Source organism: Nocardia sp. NRRL WC-3656 (assembly GCF_000720265.1).
Taxonomy (GTDB): Bacteria; Actinomycetota; Actinomycetes; order Mycobacteriales; family Mycobacteriaceae; genus Nocardia; species Nocardia nova.
On sequence record NZ_JOJF01000012.1, the window covers coordinates 17890 to 37356 of the forward strand.

Genomic DNA, 19467 nt, shown 5'->3' on the forward strand with positions numbered 1-19467 from the left:
GAGCTCCTAAGAACGTCGGCTCAGCCGAGGTTGTCGATGAAGTCGAAAAGCTCGCGGTCGTCCGCGGTGTCGAGGCGGTCGACGGCGCGATCGGGGCCGCTGTCGTCGGCGCCGTCCTCGAGTTGCCGCAGGAGTGCGGTCAGCCTGCGCGCCACGTCCGACCGGTCCTCCGGCGACAGCTCGGCGGCGGCGCAGCTGCGCGTCAGCGCATCGATCTCGGCCGCGATCCGTTCCGCGGGATCCTGCGCCGGAGCGATCTGCCGGTACACGAAGCCGGCCAGCTCCTCCGCGGTCGGATAGTCGAAGACCAGCGTCGCGGGCAACTGCAGACCGGTCGCCCGGACCAACTGGTTGCGGAACTCCATGACGCTGAGCGAATCGAAACCGATGTCCTTGAACGGCATATCCGGTGCGATCGCCCCCACATCGTCGTGGCCCAGTACCGCCGCGGCCTGCGTCCGGATCACGTCGAGCACCACACGTTCCTGCTCGGCCGGCGTGCGACCCGCCACCAGCGCCGCCAACGTCGACGATTCGCTCGCCGCCGCGGCGGTCACGCGACGACGAGTCGGCTGCACCAACCCACGCATGATCGAGCGACCGTCCGCGGCGAGCGCCGAACGGTCGATCCGGACCGCGGCCACGTCCGCACGGCCACTCGCGAGGGCCGCGTCGAACAGCGCCATACCGTCGTCGATGTCCAGCGGCGGGAATCCGTCCCGGCGCAACCGGGCGATATCGGCGGCGCCGAGGGCACCGGTCATCCCGGTGCTCTCCGCCCACAGTCCCCACGCCAGCGACGTCGCTGGCAGCCCGTGGACGTGCCGGTACTGCGCCAGCGCGTCGAGGAAGACATTGGCGGCGGCGTAGTTCGACTGGCCCGGGTTGCCGATCACGCCCGCGATCGACGAATACAGGACGAACATCGACAGATCCAGGTCCTTCGTCGCCTCGTGCAGATTCCATGCCGCGTCGACCTTCGGACGCAGGACCTCCGCGATCCGCTCCGGTGTCATCATGACCAGGAGGCCGTCCGACAACACACCTGCCGCGTGGACCACACCTGTCAACGGGTGGTCCGCCGGTACGGCCGCCAGCACGCGGTCCAGGGCGGCGCGATCGGCGGCGTCACACGCCACCACCTCGACCTGCGCACCCAGCGCGGCGAGTTCGTCCCGCAACTCGGCCGCGCCGGGCGCCGCCGGGCCGCGCCGGCCGGCGAGCACCAGTCGGCGCACCCCGTATTCGGTGATCAGCTGCCGTGCGACCACGGCGCCCAAGCCGCCCGTACCACCGGTGATCAGCACGGTGCCCTCGGGCCGCAGCGGGGCCGGCACGGTGAGCACGTTCTTGCCGATATGCCGAGCCTGACTCATCTGGCGGAACGCTTCCGGCGCCTGGCGTAGATCCCACGCGGTGATCTGCGAGGGAGTCAGGGCACCGACGTCGAAGAGTTCGACGACGGTGGTGAGGATCTGCCCCAACCGATCCGGCGGCACGTCCAGGAGCATGAAGTGGTGGTAGTCCACGCCGGGGTGATCGGCGGCCACCTGCCCGGGGTCACGCTCGTCGAGGTGACCCATCTCGATGAATTTGCCGCCGCGCGGCATCAACCGCAACGACGCGTCCACGAATTCGAGCGTCAGCGAATTCAAGACGATGTCCACGCCGCGGCCGGCGGTGGCGTCGAAGAACTTCTGCTCGAACTCCACGGTGCGCGAATCACCGATCTCGGAATCGTCGAATCCGAGCCGGCGCAACACCTCCCATTTCGGACGGCTCGTCGTCGGCAACACCCGCAACCCCAGATGCCGAGCCAACTGGATCGCCGCCAGGCCGACGCCACCGGTGGCCGCGTGCAGCAGCAGCGTCCGGCCCGGTTGCGCCCCGGCCAGGTCGACGAGGCCGTAATAGGCGGTGGCGTACACCACCGGAACCGCGGCGGCATGGGCGAAGGACCAGCCGCGCGGCATCCGGGCGAGTAGTCGCCGATCGGTGACCGTCACCGCGCCCGCCCCCGACGTGAACCCGAAAACCCGGTCGCCCGGGGCGAATTCGGTGACGTCCGGCGCCACCTCCAGCACGACGCCGGCGCCCTCGACACAGATGGTCGCGCTGATCGACTGGGATCCGGCAGTCGCATCCGACACCATGCCCAGGGTGATGAGCACATCGCGGAAGTTCACGCCCGCCGCGCGCAGCGCGATCCGCACCTGACCGGGCGCCAGTTCCCGCATCTCCTCCGGCGTCTCCACCAGGGCGAGGTTGTCACCGGTCAACGTGCCCTTACCGGAATGGGCCAACCGCCATGCCCGCGAGCGGATCAGCTCGCTCGCGCCGACGAGATCGCCCGGACCTCGGCCGAGCCGGGGGGCGTACACCGCCCCACGCCGGAGGGCCAGCTGGGGCTCGTCACCGATCGCCACGGCCACGGCCACCGCACGCCGGTAATCGTCGCGGTCGTCGACATCGACGACCAGGATTCGATCCGCGTTCTCACTCTGTGCCGTGCGCAGCAGACCCCACGCCGCAGCCGCGGACAGATCCACCGATTCGCCCGGATGCGTGGCCACCGCGTGGTGGGTCACCACCACGATCGGTTCGTCGCGCGCCAGCAGCCGCTGCATTCGCACCGTCAGCTCGGTAACCGAATCCCGCACGGCCGCAGGGAGATCGCCGGCGGCGCCACCGCTCGCCGGGTGAGCGGGGTCGAACCGCACGACCGCCACCCGCCGGCCCGCCACCGTCACGACTTCCTCGTCCTGCCCGGGACTCCAGGATTCGACGTCACCAGGTTCGTCCGGTGACACCGCTACCCATTCCACCCGGTAACCGACGCCGTCACTGCGACGGCGGGCAGCGCCCAGGAGTGTGTCGGTCGAGAGTTGCCGCAGCGTCAGCGCCGCCACCTCGGCCACCACCGCACCCGCGGCATCGGTCACGCTCACCGCGATCCGATCGGTGCCGGCGCGTGCCGCTCGTACCCGCAACGACGCCGCCCCGGTCGCGTACAGCTCGACGTTCTCCCAGGAGAAGGGAACGACCACCGTGTCGGCGCCGGCGTCGGAGAGCAAGTCGCCCAACAGGATCGAGTGCAGCGCGGCATCCAGCAGGGCGGGATGTATCCCGAACTCGCCGCCGTGCGGCCGCGCCGATTCCGGCAGCGCGACTTCGGCGAACACCTCGTCGTCGCGCCGCCACAACGCGGTGAGTCCCTGGAAGACCGGCCCGTACTCGTATCCCCGCTCGGCCAGAACCGCATACGCGTCCTCGACCGGCAACGCCGTCGCACCCGTGGGCGGCCAGGCGTCCGCCGCCGAGCCGACCGGCGGTGCCTCCGTCTGCGTGGTGATCGATCCTGCCGCGTGCCGGGTCCATTCCTCGGATTCGTCGGCGTCGTGCGCACGGGAGTACACCGACACCGGCCGTGCCCCGGTCTCGTCCGGACCACCCGCCATGACCCGCAATTCGACCGCCCCGGTGGTAGGCACCGGCAGCGGCGCCTCGAGCACCAGCTCCGCCACCCGCGGAGTTCCCAGCAGTGTTCCGACGTGCAACGCCAGCTCCACGAGCGCGGCCCCCGGAAGCAGGGCGACGCCCGCGACGGCGTGATCGGCCAGCCACGGCTGATCGGCCGTCGAAAGCCTGGCGGTGAAGACCACATCCGGTGAATCCGGCAGTCGCAGCATCGCGCCCAGCAGTGGATGTCCGGCTTCGGCCAGACCCGACTGCCGAACGTCGGGCGCGGCGCCGGGCCGCAGCCAGTACCGCCGGTGCTCGAACGCGTAGGTCGGCAACGAAACCCGATCGGCCGGGGCCGCCAGCGCTCCGGGCGCCACCGCCACGCCTGCACAATGCGCCTGCGCCAAAGCCACGGCGACCTGCTCCGGACCGCCCCGATCACGCTGCAACGTCCCGAATACCGCCACCCGATCGGCCATCCCGAGCGATTCCACGGTCGAAGCCATCCCGACCGTCAAGACCGGATGCGGACTGACCTCGATGAATGCGTTCACTCCGCTACGCGCCAATGCCGCCACCGATTCCGCGAATCGCACCGGTGCGCGCAGCCCCCGATACCAGTAGCCGGCATCCAGCAGTTCGGTATCCACATAGTCCGCGGTCACCGTCGAGAAGAACGGCAGCGAACCCGGTCCCGGCTCGACGGCGGCCAGCTCCGCTGTCACTCGATCGCGGATCGCTTCCACCGCCGCGGAATGCGATGCGTAGTCGACCGGAATCCGCCGCACCCACACGCCGTCGGCCGCACAGGCGGCGACGAACTCGTCCAATGCGGATGCCTCACCGGACACCACGGTTTCGCCCGGACCGTTCTCCGCCGCGACCGAAATCCGGTCGCCGAACCCGGCCGCACGCTGCCTCACCACCTCGGTGGTCGCGCGCACCGAGGCCATACCGCCGTGGCCCGCGAGTTCCTCGGCGACGATCCGGGAACGCAGGGCGACCACCCTGGCGCCGTCGGCCGTCGACAACCCGCCGGCGACGACGGCGGCGGCAATCTCGCCCTGCGAATGACCCAGCACCGCAACGGGTTCCACCCCATTCGCCCGCCACAGCCGCGCCAGCGACACCATCACCGCGAACAGCACCGGTTGGACCACATCCACCCGTTCCAGTGCGGCCGCGTCCGGTTCCCCGCGCAGCACCGCGGTCAACGACCAATCGACGAACGGTGCCAGCGCGGCCTCACATTCGGCGATCGCGTCCGCGAATACCCCACCCGCGGCAAGCAATTCGGCGGCCATACCCACCCACTGGCTGCCCTGCCCCGGAAATACGAAGGCCACCCGACGCGAGACGGCACGCCCGGACACGACGTCGTCGGCGGCAGCCGATTCGGCCAGCCGCGCCACACCGGCCGCCAGGTCCGCCGGTTCCCGTCCCACCACCGCAGCGCGCCACTCCAGCTGGGAGCGGTGCCGCAACAGTGAATGCGCGATATCGCCCGGTCTCGCATCCGGATACGAGACCAACCACTGCGCGAGGCGAACAGCCTGCTCCCGCAGCGCTTCCCGGCTCTGCGCGGACACCACCCAGGTGAAGGTGCGGCCGGCGTCGACCGGTCGCGTGTCATCCGGTCCGGTCGGGGACTCCGATGCGCCGGTCGGCGCGGGCGCTTCCTCGAGAATCACATGCGCGTTGGTGCCGCTGATCCCGAACGACGACACCCCGGCACGCCGGACGCGCCCGCTGTCCTGCCAAGGCCGAGCCTCGGTCAGCAACTCGACCGCACCGGCCGACCAATCCACGTGCGGGCTGGGCTCGTCCACATGCAAAGTGCGGGGCAACATCCGATGCCGCAGCGCCTGCACCATCTTGATCACGCCGCCCACCCCGGCGGCGGCCTGCGCATGGCCGATATTCGACTTCAACGACCCGAGCAGCAGCGGCTCCGACCGGCGCTGTCCGTAGGTGGCGAGCAGTGCGTTCGCCTCGATCGGATCGCCCAGTGGCGTCCCGGTCCCGTGCGCTTCCACCGCGTCCACATCCGGCGGTGTCAGGCCGGCATCGGCCAGCGCCGCCATGATCACTCGCTCCTGTGACGGACCGTTCGGCGCGGTCAGACCGTTGCTCGCGCCGTCCTGATTCACCGCCGACCCGCGCACGACGGCAAGGACGTCGTGACCGAGCCGCCGCGCATCGGACAGCCGCTCGACCACCAGCATGGCCGCCCCCTCCGACCAGGTGATTCCGTCCGCGGCCGCCGAGAACGACTTGCACCGGGCATCCCGGGCCAACCCGCGCTGACGCGAGAACTCCACGAACACCATCGGTGTCGCCATCACCGTCGCGCCACCCACCAGCGCCAGTGAGCTCTCTCCTTGGCGCAGTGCGCGGCACGCGGTGTGCAACGCCACCAACGACGACGAGCACGCGGTGTCGACGGTCAGCGCCGGTCCCTCCAAACCCAGCGCGTACGACACCCGCCCCGAGGCCACGCTCCCCATGACACCGGTGACGGCATAGCCCTCCACCTCGGCCCCGGCCCTGCGCGTCACCTCCGCGTAGTCCTGGTACATCACGCCCGTGTAGACACCGGTATCGCTGCCCCGCAAGGACGCCGGGTCGATTCCCGCGTCCTCCAGCGCTTCCCACGCCACCTCGAGCAGCAGCCGCTGCTGGGGATCCATGGCCGACGCCTCCCGGGGCCCGATCCCGAAGAATCCGGCATCGAAATCGCCTGCGCCGGTGAGGAATCCACCCTCACGGATATAGGACGTTCCGGAATGCTCCGGATCGGGATCGAACAGCCGCTCCAGATCCCACCCGCGATCCGCGGGAAACTCACTGATCGCGTCGGTTTCCGACACCAGCAGATCCCACAGCTGGTCCGGCGATCCGACGCCACCCGGATACCGGCACGCCATCCCGACGATGGCGATCGGTTCGTCCGCGCGGATCGGTGTCGCGCCGCGCTCCACGGAGGCGTCGGCGGATCCGTCTTTCTGTTCCACGAGCGACCGCACGAATGTCGCCACCGCCGCGGGGGTGGGGTGGTCGAATACCAGGGTCGAGGGCAGCCGCACGCCCGTCGCCTTGCCGAGCCGGTTACGGAACTCCACACCGCCCAGCGAGTCCAAACCCATGGCGCTGAACGGCTTTTCGACATCGACCTCGCCGGGCGAGGTGTAGCCCAGCACCGCGGACGCGTGCTCTCGCACGAGGTCGAGTACCACCTCACCGCGCCGGGCATCGGGCGCCGCGGCCAAGCGGGCTCCGAGCGCGCCGGCCGTCCGGGCCACCGGCGCGGATGCGCGCCGCGCGAAGCCGCGCAGGACCGCGGGAACCGCGGCGACATCGGTCTGGCGGCGCACTGCCGTCGCATCGAACCGGATCGGCGCCGGCTGCGCCTCGGGGTGGGTGAGGGCCTGGTCGAACAGCCGCACGCCCTCGGCCTCGCCGAGCTGACCGAAACCCATTCGCTCCCAGCGCGCGACGGCCGCGCGGTCGAGGTCACCGGTCATGCCGCTGTCCTGTTGCCACGGCCCCCAGGCCAGCGCTGTCGCCGGCAGGCCCGCTTCCCGCCGCTGCTGCGCGAGCGCGTCCAGGTAGCCGTTCGCCGCCGCGTAGTTGCTCTGCCCAGCCGAGCCGAGAGACGCGGCGATCGACGAGAACAGCACGAACGCCGAGACATCGCGGTCCCGGGTCAGCTCGTGCAGATGCCACGCGCCGTCCACCTTCGGCGCCAGCACTCGATCCACCTGCTCGTCGGTCAGCGACTCCACGGTGCCGTCGTCCAAGACCCCGGCCGTGTGGATGACGGCCAACCGGTCGTCGGATGCGATGGTGCCCAGCAGGTCTCGTACCGCGTCGCGGTCGGCGACATCACAGGCGACCACCCGGGCCTCGGCGCCGGCCTGCGTCAACTCGCGCACCAATTCGGCCGCACCGGGCGCTTCGTGACCGCGCCGCGAGGTCAGCACCAGCCGTCGCACACCGTGTGCGGCGACGAGGTGGCGGGCGAACACGGCGCCGAGACCACCGGTGCCGCCGGTGATCAGCACCGTCGCGTCCGCCGGCGGCGTCGGCGGGGTAGCCGCCGGCGTGGGCACTCGTGTGAGCCGGGGCACCAGGATCTGCCCGTCGCGCACCGCGACCTGGGGCTCGCCCGAACGCAGAGCCGCGCCGATGCGGGCGGCCGACAGCGGCTCGGCGGGATCCTCGTCGATCAGCACGAACCGATCCGGATGCTCCGACTGCGCGCTGCGCACCGATCCCCACACCGCCGCGGCGGCCGGGTGCGCGCCCGCGCCGACCGGCCCGGCGCCGCCCGTGGTGACGACCACCAACCGCACATCGGACAGACGTTCCGCCGCGAGCCACGTCCGCAGCATCGCCAGGGTGGCGTGCACTCCGGTCCGGACCGGGCCCGGATCTCCCGCCGCGGGATCGCCGACGGCACGGACGGGCGCCCGCCAGACGACTGCGGCCGGAAGACACTCGGCCACAACGAGTTCGGCGAGCGAGGCATATGTCTCGCCGATACCGGCGATATTCGCGCCCGGCAGCGCAGCGAGGGCCGGTGCGGACGCATCCGCCGAATCCGACCGCGCCGCTTCCCAATCGATTCGATACAGGCCGGACCGATCCGCCGCCGCGTCGCCGAGTGCTCCCACGGGAATCGGCCGCATGGTCACCGCACCGATCCCGACAACAGGCGCGCCGTGGGAATCCGTGAGCGACACCGTGATTCGCCGATCACCGCCCTCGACGGCGGCCGCCGCCAACCGGGCCCGCAGCGAGGTGGCCCCCACGGCACGGATGTCGATGTTCTCCCAGGAATACGGCACCAGAATCGTATCCGGCGCCGGCGCGTCCACCAGGCCGCCGGCGAGCAGCGCGTGCAGCACCGCATCCAGCAACGCCGGGTGCACACCGAATCGGCCCGCCGAGGCGTACCCCGTCGTCCGGCCGTCCGGGGACTGCGCCCGCTCCGGCAACGTCAATTCGGCGAAGACCTCGCCGTCGTGCCGCCACAGTGCGGTCAGCCCACGGAAAGCGGGACCGTAGTCGTAGCCGCGCCCGGCCAGCTCCGCATAGGCGTCCTCGATCGACACGGGCTGCGCCGTGGCCGGCGGCCACCTGTCCGGCTGCTGCGCGGGAGCCGAGGGAGCTTCTGGCACAAGCGTTCCCGTGGCATGGCGCACCCACGGCGCCCGCTCCGCTTCGCCGTCGTGCTGGGGCCGCGAATGCACCGACAGCTGCCGGGAACCGCCGGCATCGGGACCGCCGACCATCACCCGCAATTCGACGGCGCCCGTCGCGGGCACGATCAGCGGGGCGGTCACGATCAGCTCGGCCGGCCGGGGACTGCCGACCACCGCCCCGGCGTGCAGCGCCAGCTCCACGAATGCCGTCCCCGGTACCACTACCGAACCGCCGATCACGTGATCGGCCAACCACGGATGACTCGACAGCGACAGCCGGCCCGCCAGCACCACCCCGTCCGCATCCGGCAGCCACACCGCCGCACCCACGAGCGGATGGTCGGTGCGGTCCAGTCCCGTCAGCCGCACATCGGCGCTGTCCGCGACATCGGGCAGCCAATAGCGTCGGCGTTGAAATGCATACGTGGGCAGAGGAATTCGCTGCTGTGGACGACGCCGGAACAGCGCCGTCCAATCGACCCGGACACCGGACGTGTGGGCCTGCGCCACCATCGTCGACAACTGCACGGTCTCGTCGCGATCCCTGCGCGCGGCCGCCATCACCACCGAATCCGCGCTTTCCCCGAGGGTCTGCCGGGTCAGCGCGGTGAGCACGGCGTCGGGGCCGACCTCCAGGAATCGACGCACTCCCGAAGCGAGCAACGTCTCGATCCCCGGCGCGAAGCGCACCGCGTCACGCACGTGCCGCACCCAGTAGGACGGCTCCAGCAGCTCGTCTCCCGCGAGCAGGCCGGACAGATTCGACACCACCGGCAGGCGCGGCCGGTGATAGGTCAATTCCGCTGTCACAGCCGCGAATTCGTCCAGCATCGGCTCCATGAGCTCCGAGTGGAACGCATGCCCGACCCGCAGCCGCGACGTCTTGCACCCGCGCCGGACGAACAGCTCCTCGATCTCGGCGACCGCCGCCTCCGCCCCCGACACCACAAGGGCCTCGGGCGCGTTCACCGCGGCGACGGACACGCGCCCGGAATACCGCGCGACGACCTCGTTCACGTCCGGTTCGGCTGCCGCGACGGCCAGCATCGCGCCACCCGGCGGTAGCGCACCCATCAGGCGACCACGGGCCGCCACCAGCCGGCAGGCGTCCGCCGTCGACCACAGGCCCGCGAGATAGGCGGCCGCGACCTCTCCGATCGAATGGCCGATCAGCACATCCGCAGTGACGCCGAACGATTCCAGCAGCCTATACAGCGCCACCTCGAAGGCGAACAGCGCGGGCTGTGTGAACTCGGTCCGACCCAGCACACCCTCGGTATCGGTGAACATCAGCTCGCGCAGGGAACGGCCGAGCAACGGATCGAAGTGCGCACACACCTCGTCCAACGCCGCCGCGAACACCGGAAACGCCTGGTACAGACCCGAACCCATCCCGGCCCGCTGGGCGCCCTGCCCGGTGAACAGGAAGGCCGTGCGGCCCGAGCCGACGACGCCGGCGATCACCCCGGTGCCGGTTCCGGGTTCGGCGAAAGTCGCCAACCTCTCGAGCACCTCGTCCCGGTCGCGCCCCAGGATCACACTCCGTGAATCCAGTTGCGCCCGCGATGTCGCGAGCGCGTAGGCCGCATCGGCGATATCCAGCTCCGGCCGCTCCGAGAGCCAGGCCCACAACCGAGCAGCCTGTGCCCGCAGTCCGGCCTCCCCCTTGCCCGACACCAGCAGCGGGACGACCGGCAGCGGGGCCGCGTGGTCGTCCTCGGCTGCCACGGGTGCGGCATCCGGTGCTTCCTCGAGAATCAGATGCGCATTGGTGCCGCTGATCCCGAACGACGAGACGCCGGCTCGGCGCACCCGGTCGCCGGCGATCCACGGTTCGGCCTCGGTCAGCAGCCGCACCGCACCCGCGGTCCAATCCACATGGGGCGAGGGCGTTTCGGCGTGCAACGTGCGGGGCAGCCGCTCGTGGCGCAGGGCCTGCACCATCTTGATCACACCGGCGACCCCGGCGGCCGCCACGGTGTGGCCGATATTCGACTTCACCGAACCGATGCGCACCGGCTCCCGGGCATCACGCCCCTGGCCGTACACGGCGATCAGCGCCTGCGCTTCGATCGGGTCGCCCAGTGCGGTCCCGGTCCCGTGTGCCTCCACCGCGTCCACCGCGGCGGCCGGAATCCCGGCATCGGCAAGGGCCTGCGCGATCACCCGCTCCTGCGACGGCCCGTTCGGGGCGGTCAATCCGTTGCTCGCGCCGTCCTGGTTCACCGCACTGCCTCGGACAACGGCCAGCACGTGGTGGCCGAGCCGCCGCGCGTCGGACAGCCGCTCGAGGACGAGCACGCCCGAACCCTCGGACCACACCACACCGTCCGCATCCGCGGAGAACGCCTTGCACCGGCCGTCGGGAGACAGGCCACGCTGGCGGGCGAAGTCCACGTACAGATACGGACTCGCCGCGACGGTCACACCGCCGGCCAGCACCAGCGACGTCTCGCCCTGACGCAGCGCCCGGCAGGCCAGATGCACGGCCACCAGTGAAGACGAGCAGGCCGTATCGACCGTCACGGCCGGACCTTCCAGCCCGAGCACGTACGCGACCCGCCCCGAGACGACGCTGTGCGACGTACCGGTCAGCCGGTATCCCTCCAGCTCACCGGTCACCCGTCGCGAGTAGCCCGAGGAGCAGGCACCGACGAAGACCGCGGTGTCGCTGCCGCGCAACGACGTCGGGTCGATCCCCGCGTCCTCCAGCGCCTCCCACGACGTTTCGAGAAACAGTCGCTGCTGCGGGTCCATCGCCGACGCTTCGCGGGGACTGATGCCGAAGAAGTCCGGGTCGAAATCGCCCGCATCACCGAGGAATCCGCCGCGGCGGGTGTACACCGTTCCGGGTTTCGCCGGATCGGGATCGAACAACCGCTCCAGGTCCCAGCCTCGGTCGGTCGGGAAATCGCCGATCACATCGCGGCCCTCGGCGGTCAGGTCCCAGAGGTCCTCGGCCGACCGCACCCCACCGGGGAATCGTGCGCCGATACCGACGATGGCGATCGGTTCGTCCGTGGTCGTCCGGCGTGTCACCCGGTGCGCCCCTCGGTCGGTGCCGGTGACCCGGGAGTGCAGCAGAGCGGCCACCGCATCCGCGGTCGGATGGTCGAAGACGAGCGAGGCCGGCAGCGCTACACCGGTGACCCGCTTCAGCCGGTTCTGCAGTGCGAGCCCGCTGACGGAGTCGAAACCGAGATCGGTGAACGGCAGGTCGGGCCGGATCGTGCGGGCGGAGTCGTGGCCCAATACCGCGGCGGCGTGTTCGCGAACGATATCGAGAGCGATTGTGCGGCGCTGATATTCGGGCGCAGCCAGCAGAAGGCGAGCCAGCGGGCTGTCGCCCGCCGCGCCGCCGCCCGCGGAGATCGGAGCCGCCGTATCGGTACCTGCCGCGGCGGCCGATGCACCGGTCCGGACGCTGCGCCGCTGGAACGCGTACGGCGGCAGTTCGACCCGCGCTCCGCCGGGGACCAACGCGGCCGGATCCACCGGCACACCGTCGCAGTAGGCCTGGACCAGCGAGGTCAGGAATCGGGCTCGGTCGCCCGTGTCGCGCTGCAGCGATCCGACGACAGCCGGGCCGTCTGCGCCGACCGCCTCGGCGGTCCGGGCGATACCCATGGTGAGCACCGGATGCGGACTGACCTCGATGAATCCGGTGATGCCCGCGTCGAGCAGCGCCGCGACGGTATCGGCGAATCGGATCGGTTCCCGTTCCGACCGATACCAGTACTCGGCGTCCAGTTCCGCCGTATCCAGCCGGTCGGCGACGACGGGAGAGAAATACGGCACCGAGCCGGACCGCGGGCGGATCGGCGCGAGTTCGGTGAGCAGCCGTTCCCGGATCCGCTCGACCGCCTGCGAATGCGACGCATAGTCGATCGCCACCCGGCGAGCCCGCACCTTCTCGCGAGCACAGTCGGCCAGGAACTCCTCGAGCGCCGACGCGTCACCGGAAACCACGCTCTGCGCCGGTCCGTTCACCGCGGCCAGCACCAGCCGGTCCTCGTACTTCGTCAGACGTTCTCGCACCCCCTCGGCGGCCAGCGCGATCGAGGCCATTCCGCCCTGTGCGACCAGCTCGTCGGCGATCGCCCGGGACCGCAGCGCCACCACCCGCGCCGCTTCGGCCAGCGACAGTCCACCGGCGATGTGGGCGGCGGCCACCTCGCCGTGGGAATGGCCGACCACGACGTCCGGCTCGACACCGGCCGCTCGCCACATCCGGGCCAGCGAGACCATCACCGCGAAGAGAACGGGCTGCACCACATCCGCGCTCGCCGGCGCGGGCGCGTCCGCGTCGCCGCGCAGCACCGCCGTCAGCGACCAGTCGACGTACGGGGCGAGGGCCGCTTCACATTCGGCGATCGACTCCGCGAAGGCGCGGTCCGAATCGAGCAGACCCCGTGCCATTCCCTCCCACTGGCTGCCGTTGCCCGGGAAGACGAAGGCGATGCGCCGACGCTGCGCCCGGCCGGTGATCGGATCGATCGCCGGGGCGGGTGCGGCCGGGTCGGCCAACGCCGCCAGACCGGTCAGCAGCTCCGCGCGGTCCTGCCCGACAACGCTTCCGCGCCAGGGCATCTGGGCTCGCGTGGTGAGCAGCGAGTAGGCCACGTCGACCGCGTCCAGCTCCGGGTGACGCAGCAGCCATTCCCGCAACCGGGCCGCCTGGGCCCGCACGCCGCTCTCGCTTCGGGCCGAGACCACCCACGGCACCGCGGCCGGCGGCGCCACGATCGGACGGAGATCCGGGCGGCCCGGGTCGAACCACGACACGCCCGCGACCCGGAATTCCGCGACGGGCCATTCCTTGCCGTCGGCGTCGTCGCGGAACATGTTGTCCGCGAATCGGTTTCGACGGTTCGACGCCGTGGAGTCCGGATCGACCCCCGACTCCGCGCCGCTCAGACGTAGTGCGGCCTCGATGAGGCTTGCGATCCCCGGCGCGCTCGACGCTCGACTTTCATCACCCGCAGCACCTTCCCGGAGCACGGCATGGATCCGATCGCCGTCGGCGATTGCCCGGGTGAGCGGTTTCAATACCACCATCCCGCCGCCCTCGCCGCGCTCCCACGGCCCGCCGGCCAGCGCGAGCTCGCTGTCGCCGCTGCGCACGCTCGCATATGCCAGCCGGACCGCCATCAGCGACGACGCGTGCGCGTCGCCGACCGTGACGCTCGGGCCCGCGAAGCCGAAGTGGGCAGATAGACGCTCAGCGATGCCGTGATCCTCGGTGCCGGATACGAAGACACCGCAGGGCAGTCCCTCGAGCGCGTTGGCGACCACGCCCGCGTTCTCGAGCGCCTCCCAGCCGAGTTCCAGCGCCGACAGATGCCGCGAGTCGATCGCCCGCGCCTCGTCGGGCGCGATCCCGAAGAAGTCCGCGTCGAATTCCGCTGCGGTGCCGAGGAAATCGGCGCGCTCGGTGATGTTCTCCGGCCCGGTGGGGGCCCCGATCACGGCGGCGCGCCCGTCTCCGAGCATTTGCCGGTAACTGTCGAGATCGGCCGCCCCCGGCATTCTGCAGGACATACCGACGATGGCGACGGCATTTGCCGATCCGGTCACCTCTGAAATTCCTTCCTCGATGAACGCGCGAACTCGCCAACACCCTCGCCATTACTCGGGAGAGGGTACGAATTCTGCTTCTATACAACGTATTTCGACGCGTTCACGGCCCAGCGAAGAGTCCCGAACGATATATGAGCGTCATCCACGCGCGGCCGGAGTCGACCCGGAGCAGAGGTTGCCGGCCGCTCCGATATGACGAGTTCGGCGCGGCAACCGACCCGCGAGCGACCGAAAGCCGGTGCGCCGCAGGGTTTGCCGGAGTATCGGGGCGCGCGGAGAAGAGGTAGTGCCCGAGCGGGGTGCGTACGACGCATCTACGCTACGGCGCCGTGATCTATCACAAGGATCCCTTTCGGGGTTCGTACAACAGCACAGGACTCATAGTTACTGAACAGTATTTGGCCGCTCTCGGGCTTGCCAGCAGTGGGAATAGTGTGATGAGCGCCGCTGTCCGGCCACCGGTCGCACCACCGAGAACCGCCCACTACCTGCGGGTTCGCCGCATCGACACCGCTTCGGCACCGGGATCGGGCAGTGTCGGCAGCTCCGCGACCGCCGAGTAACCGCCTCCGCCGCCCACGCGCTGCCATCGGCGCGAATCGAGGCGTGACGAGGCCCCCGGCGGCATGACAGAAACGAAAAAGGTCCCGGAACCTTCTGGTTCCGGGACCTTTCACTAGTAGCGGGGACAGGATTTGAACCTGCGACCTCTGGGTTATGAGCCCAGCGAGCTACCGAGCTGCTCCACCCCGCGTCGGTGAACACAACATTACACACGAGTCGACAGACGTAGCAAATCCTGTGGTCAGAGCGGTTTTCGAGAAGCACAGACGCGATTTCGGCACCGACCGCCGCGACCACCACACGACGACTCCACACCGCGGAAAACGGTCGGCGACCCCGCCCCATCGAAACATCGACCCGCCGAACACCGCGGGATCGCCACACGGATACGCCGAACCATTCGAACCGGCGACTCGATGCGGAAGCCTCGCTTCACCGCGAATAAGAAGAACCTCGTGGGAAACGCGCGCGTTTCCAAAAAGCAGCCCGAAAAAACGTGACCCAGCCCACTATTTGCGCGTGATTCATCGCACATAACGACCACATAACGAACGACCGGAATGTCCGACGACCGCATAGCCAACCTGCATCAACGCTGGAATCCGGTTATTCGCTTCATGCAATTGTGTCTGTTATCAAGACGTGATCTGTCGAGATCTCTTCGTTATGGTCGAACGCGGCCCGGAGCGAACCCGTGATGGGCATCCAGACCCGAACCGTTGCACACCGGCAACCCTGCCCCGCGGTTCGGGGATCCCCGACCTCCTGGGGGCAGGGACGCGGCGGACCATCGCCGGGCCGGCGGGCGCAGGGAGGGACACCACCATGAACAAGAACCGGAAGATCAGCAGTCGCGCCCTCGGCTTCGCCGCCGTCGCCGGCGCCCTTGTTGCCGTCCCGTTCGCAGCCTCCACCACTGCTTCGGCTGCGCCCGCCCACGACTGGGACGGTGTCGCGCAGTGCGAGAGCGGCGGCAACTGGAATATCAACACCGGCAACGGCTACTACGGCGGCCTGCAGTTCACGCAGTCCACTTGGAGCGCCAACGGTGGCAGCGGCTCGCCGCAGAACGCGAGCAAGGCAGAGCAGATCCGCGTCGCGGAGAACGTGCTGCAGACCCAGGGTCCGGGCGCCTGGCCGGTGTGCGGCCAGTACCTGCGCTACGCGCCCGCCGAGGAGACCCGGCCGGCGCCGGCCCCGCAGCCCGAGCCGACCGCCCCGGTCCAGCTGCCTAACGATCGCCAGGACCTGATCAACAAAGCCGCCGACGCCGGCAAGCAGGCCGCGCAGCAGTTCGGTGTGGGCGAGCAGTTCCAGCAGATCCTCGACCAGAACAGCGGTCTGATCGACTCGCTGGGCCGCTGAGCCCGAGCGCGATAGTTCCGCGCACGCTTCTCATGCATTCGGCGCCGCCATCCGTGCGATGGCGGCGCCGAATGCCGTTTGCGGGGCGGGCCGGCGTCGAGGCCGCCCGGCCAGGCTCGGCGCAGAACGCGAACGGCGCCCCGGGTGATCCCGGGGCGCCGCTGTGGTCGATCACCGGCCGCCGTTAACCGCCGGCCTTGTTGTAATCGTCGATGGCCTTCTGGAGCCCTTCCAGCGCCTTGCCCAACTGGCCGAGGTCACCCGACTTCTGGGCGTCCTCGACCCCCTTCAGGGCGTCGTTGAGCTCCTTGACCGCCGCGTCCTTCCCGGCCGACCCGGTGGTCGGCGGCGGCGCTGTCGCGGACGGCGGTGGCGTGTTCTGATTCGACGGCGGTGGTGAGGTACTGCCCTGCTGGCCGGGCGGGTTGATCGCCGCCTGCCCCGGCTGCTGGGTGGTCGCGGCGCCCAGCCCGTCCTGGACGTCGTTGAGCGCATCACCCAGCGTGGACTGGTAGCCGACCTTGTCCCCATAGGAGGCGAGCACCTTCACCAGCTGTGGGAAGGACGCCGTGGTCGGTCCACTGTTGCGTTCCAGATACCACGGTTCTACGTAGAGGATGCCGCCCTCGCCGATCGGCAGCGTGAGCAGGTTGCCGTATTTGATCTTGTTGGTGTTACCACCGGTCAGCAACGTCCGATCGTTCGAGACGCGGGCATCGGTGGTCATCGACGTCTGGACCTGTTGCGGGCCCGGCGTCTGGGAATCCGTCGGCAACTTGAGCACCGTGAACTTGCCGTAGTTCTCCGGATCGGAGGCGACCTGGATGTACGCCGCGAGGAACTGGCGTTTGAAGCCGACCATCGCACTGGTCAGATTGAACTGCGGCCGACCGGTTTTCGGATCACCGATGAGCACGTAGTACGGCGGCTGATGGGCGTTGGTCGGGGTGTCGGAGGTCGGATCGTTGGGCACCGACCAGAACGCGTTGTTGGTGAAGAACTCGCGCGGATCGTTGACGTGGTAGCGCGCCAGCATCTCGCGCTGCACCTTGAACAGATCCTCCGGATACCGGAAGTGGGCACGCAGCTCCGGCGAGATCTCGCTCTGCGGCTTCACCGAGTTCGGGAACACCCCGCGCCACGCGTTGAGCACCGGATCGTTGGGATCCACGTCGTAGAGGTTGACCGTGCCGTCGTAGGCGTCGACCGTGGCCTTGACGGAGTTGCGGATGTAGCTGACTTCCTTGCGCGGCAGCGTGCGACCGGTGTTCTGATCGATGCTGTCCTCGGTGACTCCCTCCAGCGAGGTCCGCTGGGCGTACGGGAAGTTGTCGAGTGTGGTGTAGGCGTCGACGATCCAGAGGATGCGTCCGTTCACCACGGCTGGGTACATATCGCCGTCGGTGGTCAGCCACGGCGCCACCTGCTGTACGCGGCTGCGCGGATCACGGTTGTAGATGATCTTCGAATCCGAGCCGATGGCGCCGGAGAACAGGATGTTGCGTTCGGCGTACTTGGCGGCGAAGGCGAGCCGGTTGAACCAGTTGCCGATCGGGACTCCGCCCTGGCCGGTGTAGGTGTACTGCTCGGTGCCGGTGTCGTATTCGCGCGGCGGCTGGTTGTTCCCGCCCACGATCGCGTAGTCGGCATCCGATTTCGAGATCATCTCGCCGTAGTAGATGCGCGGCTGATCGACCGGGATGGCCTGCCTGTCCTTCGGCGTGAACAGATCACTGACCGTCGACTTGTCGCCGACGTTGAAGACCGGATATCCGTACCCGCCGCTGGAGCTGCTGGTGCCGGCGCCGGTGGCGGCCTGCTGCGTCTCCTTGGGCGGGGCCACGTTCACCCGGTTGGCCGGAGAGGCGACGAAGCCGTCACCGTGGGTGTAGACGGTGTGCTTGTTGATCCAGTCGGTCTGGTTACCCGACAGGTTCTGCGGCACCAGTTCGCGAGCCGCGACGATGTAGTCCTGCTTCTCGCCGTTGATGGTGTAGCGGTCGATGTCCAGCGGGTCCGGGAAGCCGTAGAAGTTCTGCAGCTGCTGGCGCTGGATGAAGGTCTGGGTCAGCAGATTCGGATCCAGCAGCCGGATGTTGCCGATGGTCTGCTGATCGGCCGGAATCGAACTCGGGTCCTTGGTCTGCGAACCCTTGTAGTCGACGTAGGAGACCTTGTCGTCGGTGAGCCCGTAGGCCTGCCGCGTCGCCGTGATGTTGCGTTCGATGTACGTCGCTTCCTTGGTCGCGGCGTTCGGGCGTACCTCGAACTGCTCGACCACCAGCGGCCACACCGCGCCGACCAGGATCGACGACAGCAACAGCAGGGCGGCCGCCATCGCGGGCACGCGCAGATCGCGCAGCACCACGCCGGCGAAGAACGCGACGGCGCAGATGATCGCGATCGACATCAGGATCAGCTTGGCCGGCAGGACGGCGTTGATATCGGTGTAGGAACCGCCGGTGAAGGTGGGTTCCTTCCGGGTGCTCGACAGCAGCGAATACCGGTCGAACCAGTAGGCGACCGCCTTCAGCAACACGAACGTGCCCGCGATCAGCGCCAGCTGGATGCGCGCCGGCCGGGTGAGCGTGCCCTCACGCCCGGACAGCCGCAGCCCGCCGAAGATGTAGTGGGTGACGAGGTTGGCGAAGAACGCGATCACCACCGCCACGAACAGCCAGTTCAGCAGCAGCTTGTAGAACGGCAGATCGAAGGCGTAGAAACCGACGTCGATGTTGAACTGCGGATCCTTGATCCCGAACGAGCCGCCGTGCAGGAACAGCTGCACCGTGACCCAGCTCGACTGTGCGACCAGCCCCGACAACAGGCCGACCAGGACCGGGATGCCGATACCGAACAGCCGCAACCGGCCCATCACGGTGGTGCGGTAGCGGGCGATCGGATCGCTGGGACCGGACACCGGGACGAAGACCGGGCGCGTTCGATAGGCGGCCAGCAGCGCCAGCCAGACCAGGGCCCCGACCACGATCGCGACGATGAGGAACAACAGGAGCCGGGTGACGAGCACCGTGGTGAACACCTGGCGGAAGCCGACCTCGCCGAACCACAACCAGTTGGTGTACGCGTCGGTCAACCGCGGGCCGACCAGCAGTAACGCCGCAATCACGAGCGCGGTGATCAGCAATATCCGGCTGCGGCGAGACAGCGAAGGTAAGCCTGTCGGGGGGCGCATGCCCACGATGCCACTCTCCCAGGTCCGGCGGCGTACCGAAGCGATTGTCGCCGATACACCGCAGTCCGATGATGCGTATGGTCCCTGCGGACCGTC

General features: G+C 69.4%; 3 protein-coding genes and 1 tRNA gene. 1 reads left to right on the forward strand and 3 read right to left on the reverse strand.

The genetic code is table 11. The features are described from left to right. Positions 1-20: 20 nt before the first annotated feature. Together IG65_RS38535 and IG65_RS0117180 are read right to left on the reverse strand one after the other, a co-directional pair. Positions 21-14246 (reverse strand): type I polyketide synthase, encoded by a 14226-nt coding sequence (locus IG65_RS38535; RefSeq protein ID WP_051756326.1) that lies wholly within the window; start codon positions 14244-14246, stop codon positions 21-23. 683 nt (positions 14247-14929) lie between these two features. Beyond that, positions 14930-15003: transfer RNA gene (locus IG65_RS0117180), tRNA-Met, on the reverse strand. Positions 15004-15638: 635 nt separating this feature from the next. On the opposite strand from IG65_RS0117180, the gene IG65_RS0117185 reads away from it, so the two are divergent. Then, positions 15639-16178 carry a transglycosylase family protein gene (locus tag IG65_RS0117185; RefSeq protein WP_030515933.1) on the forward strand — a complete coding sequence of 180 codons (540 nt, stop codon included), beginning with the start codon at positions 15639-15641 and terminating at the stop codon, positions 16176-16178. 184 nt (positions 16179-16362) lie between these two features. Here the strand turns inward: IG65_RS0117185 and IG65_RS0117190 are convergent, their stop codons facing one another. Further along, entirely contained in the window at positions 16363-19377 is a 3015-nt protein-coding gene (locus IG65_RS0117190; RefSeq protein WP_030515934.1) for a UPF0182 family protein, read from the reverse strand. Positions 19378-19467 lie beyond the last annotated feature (90 nt).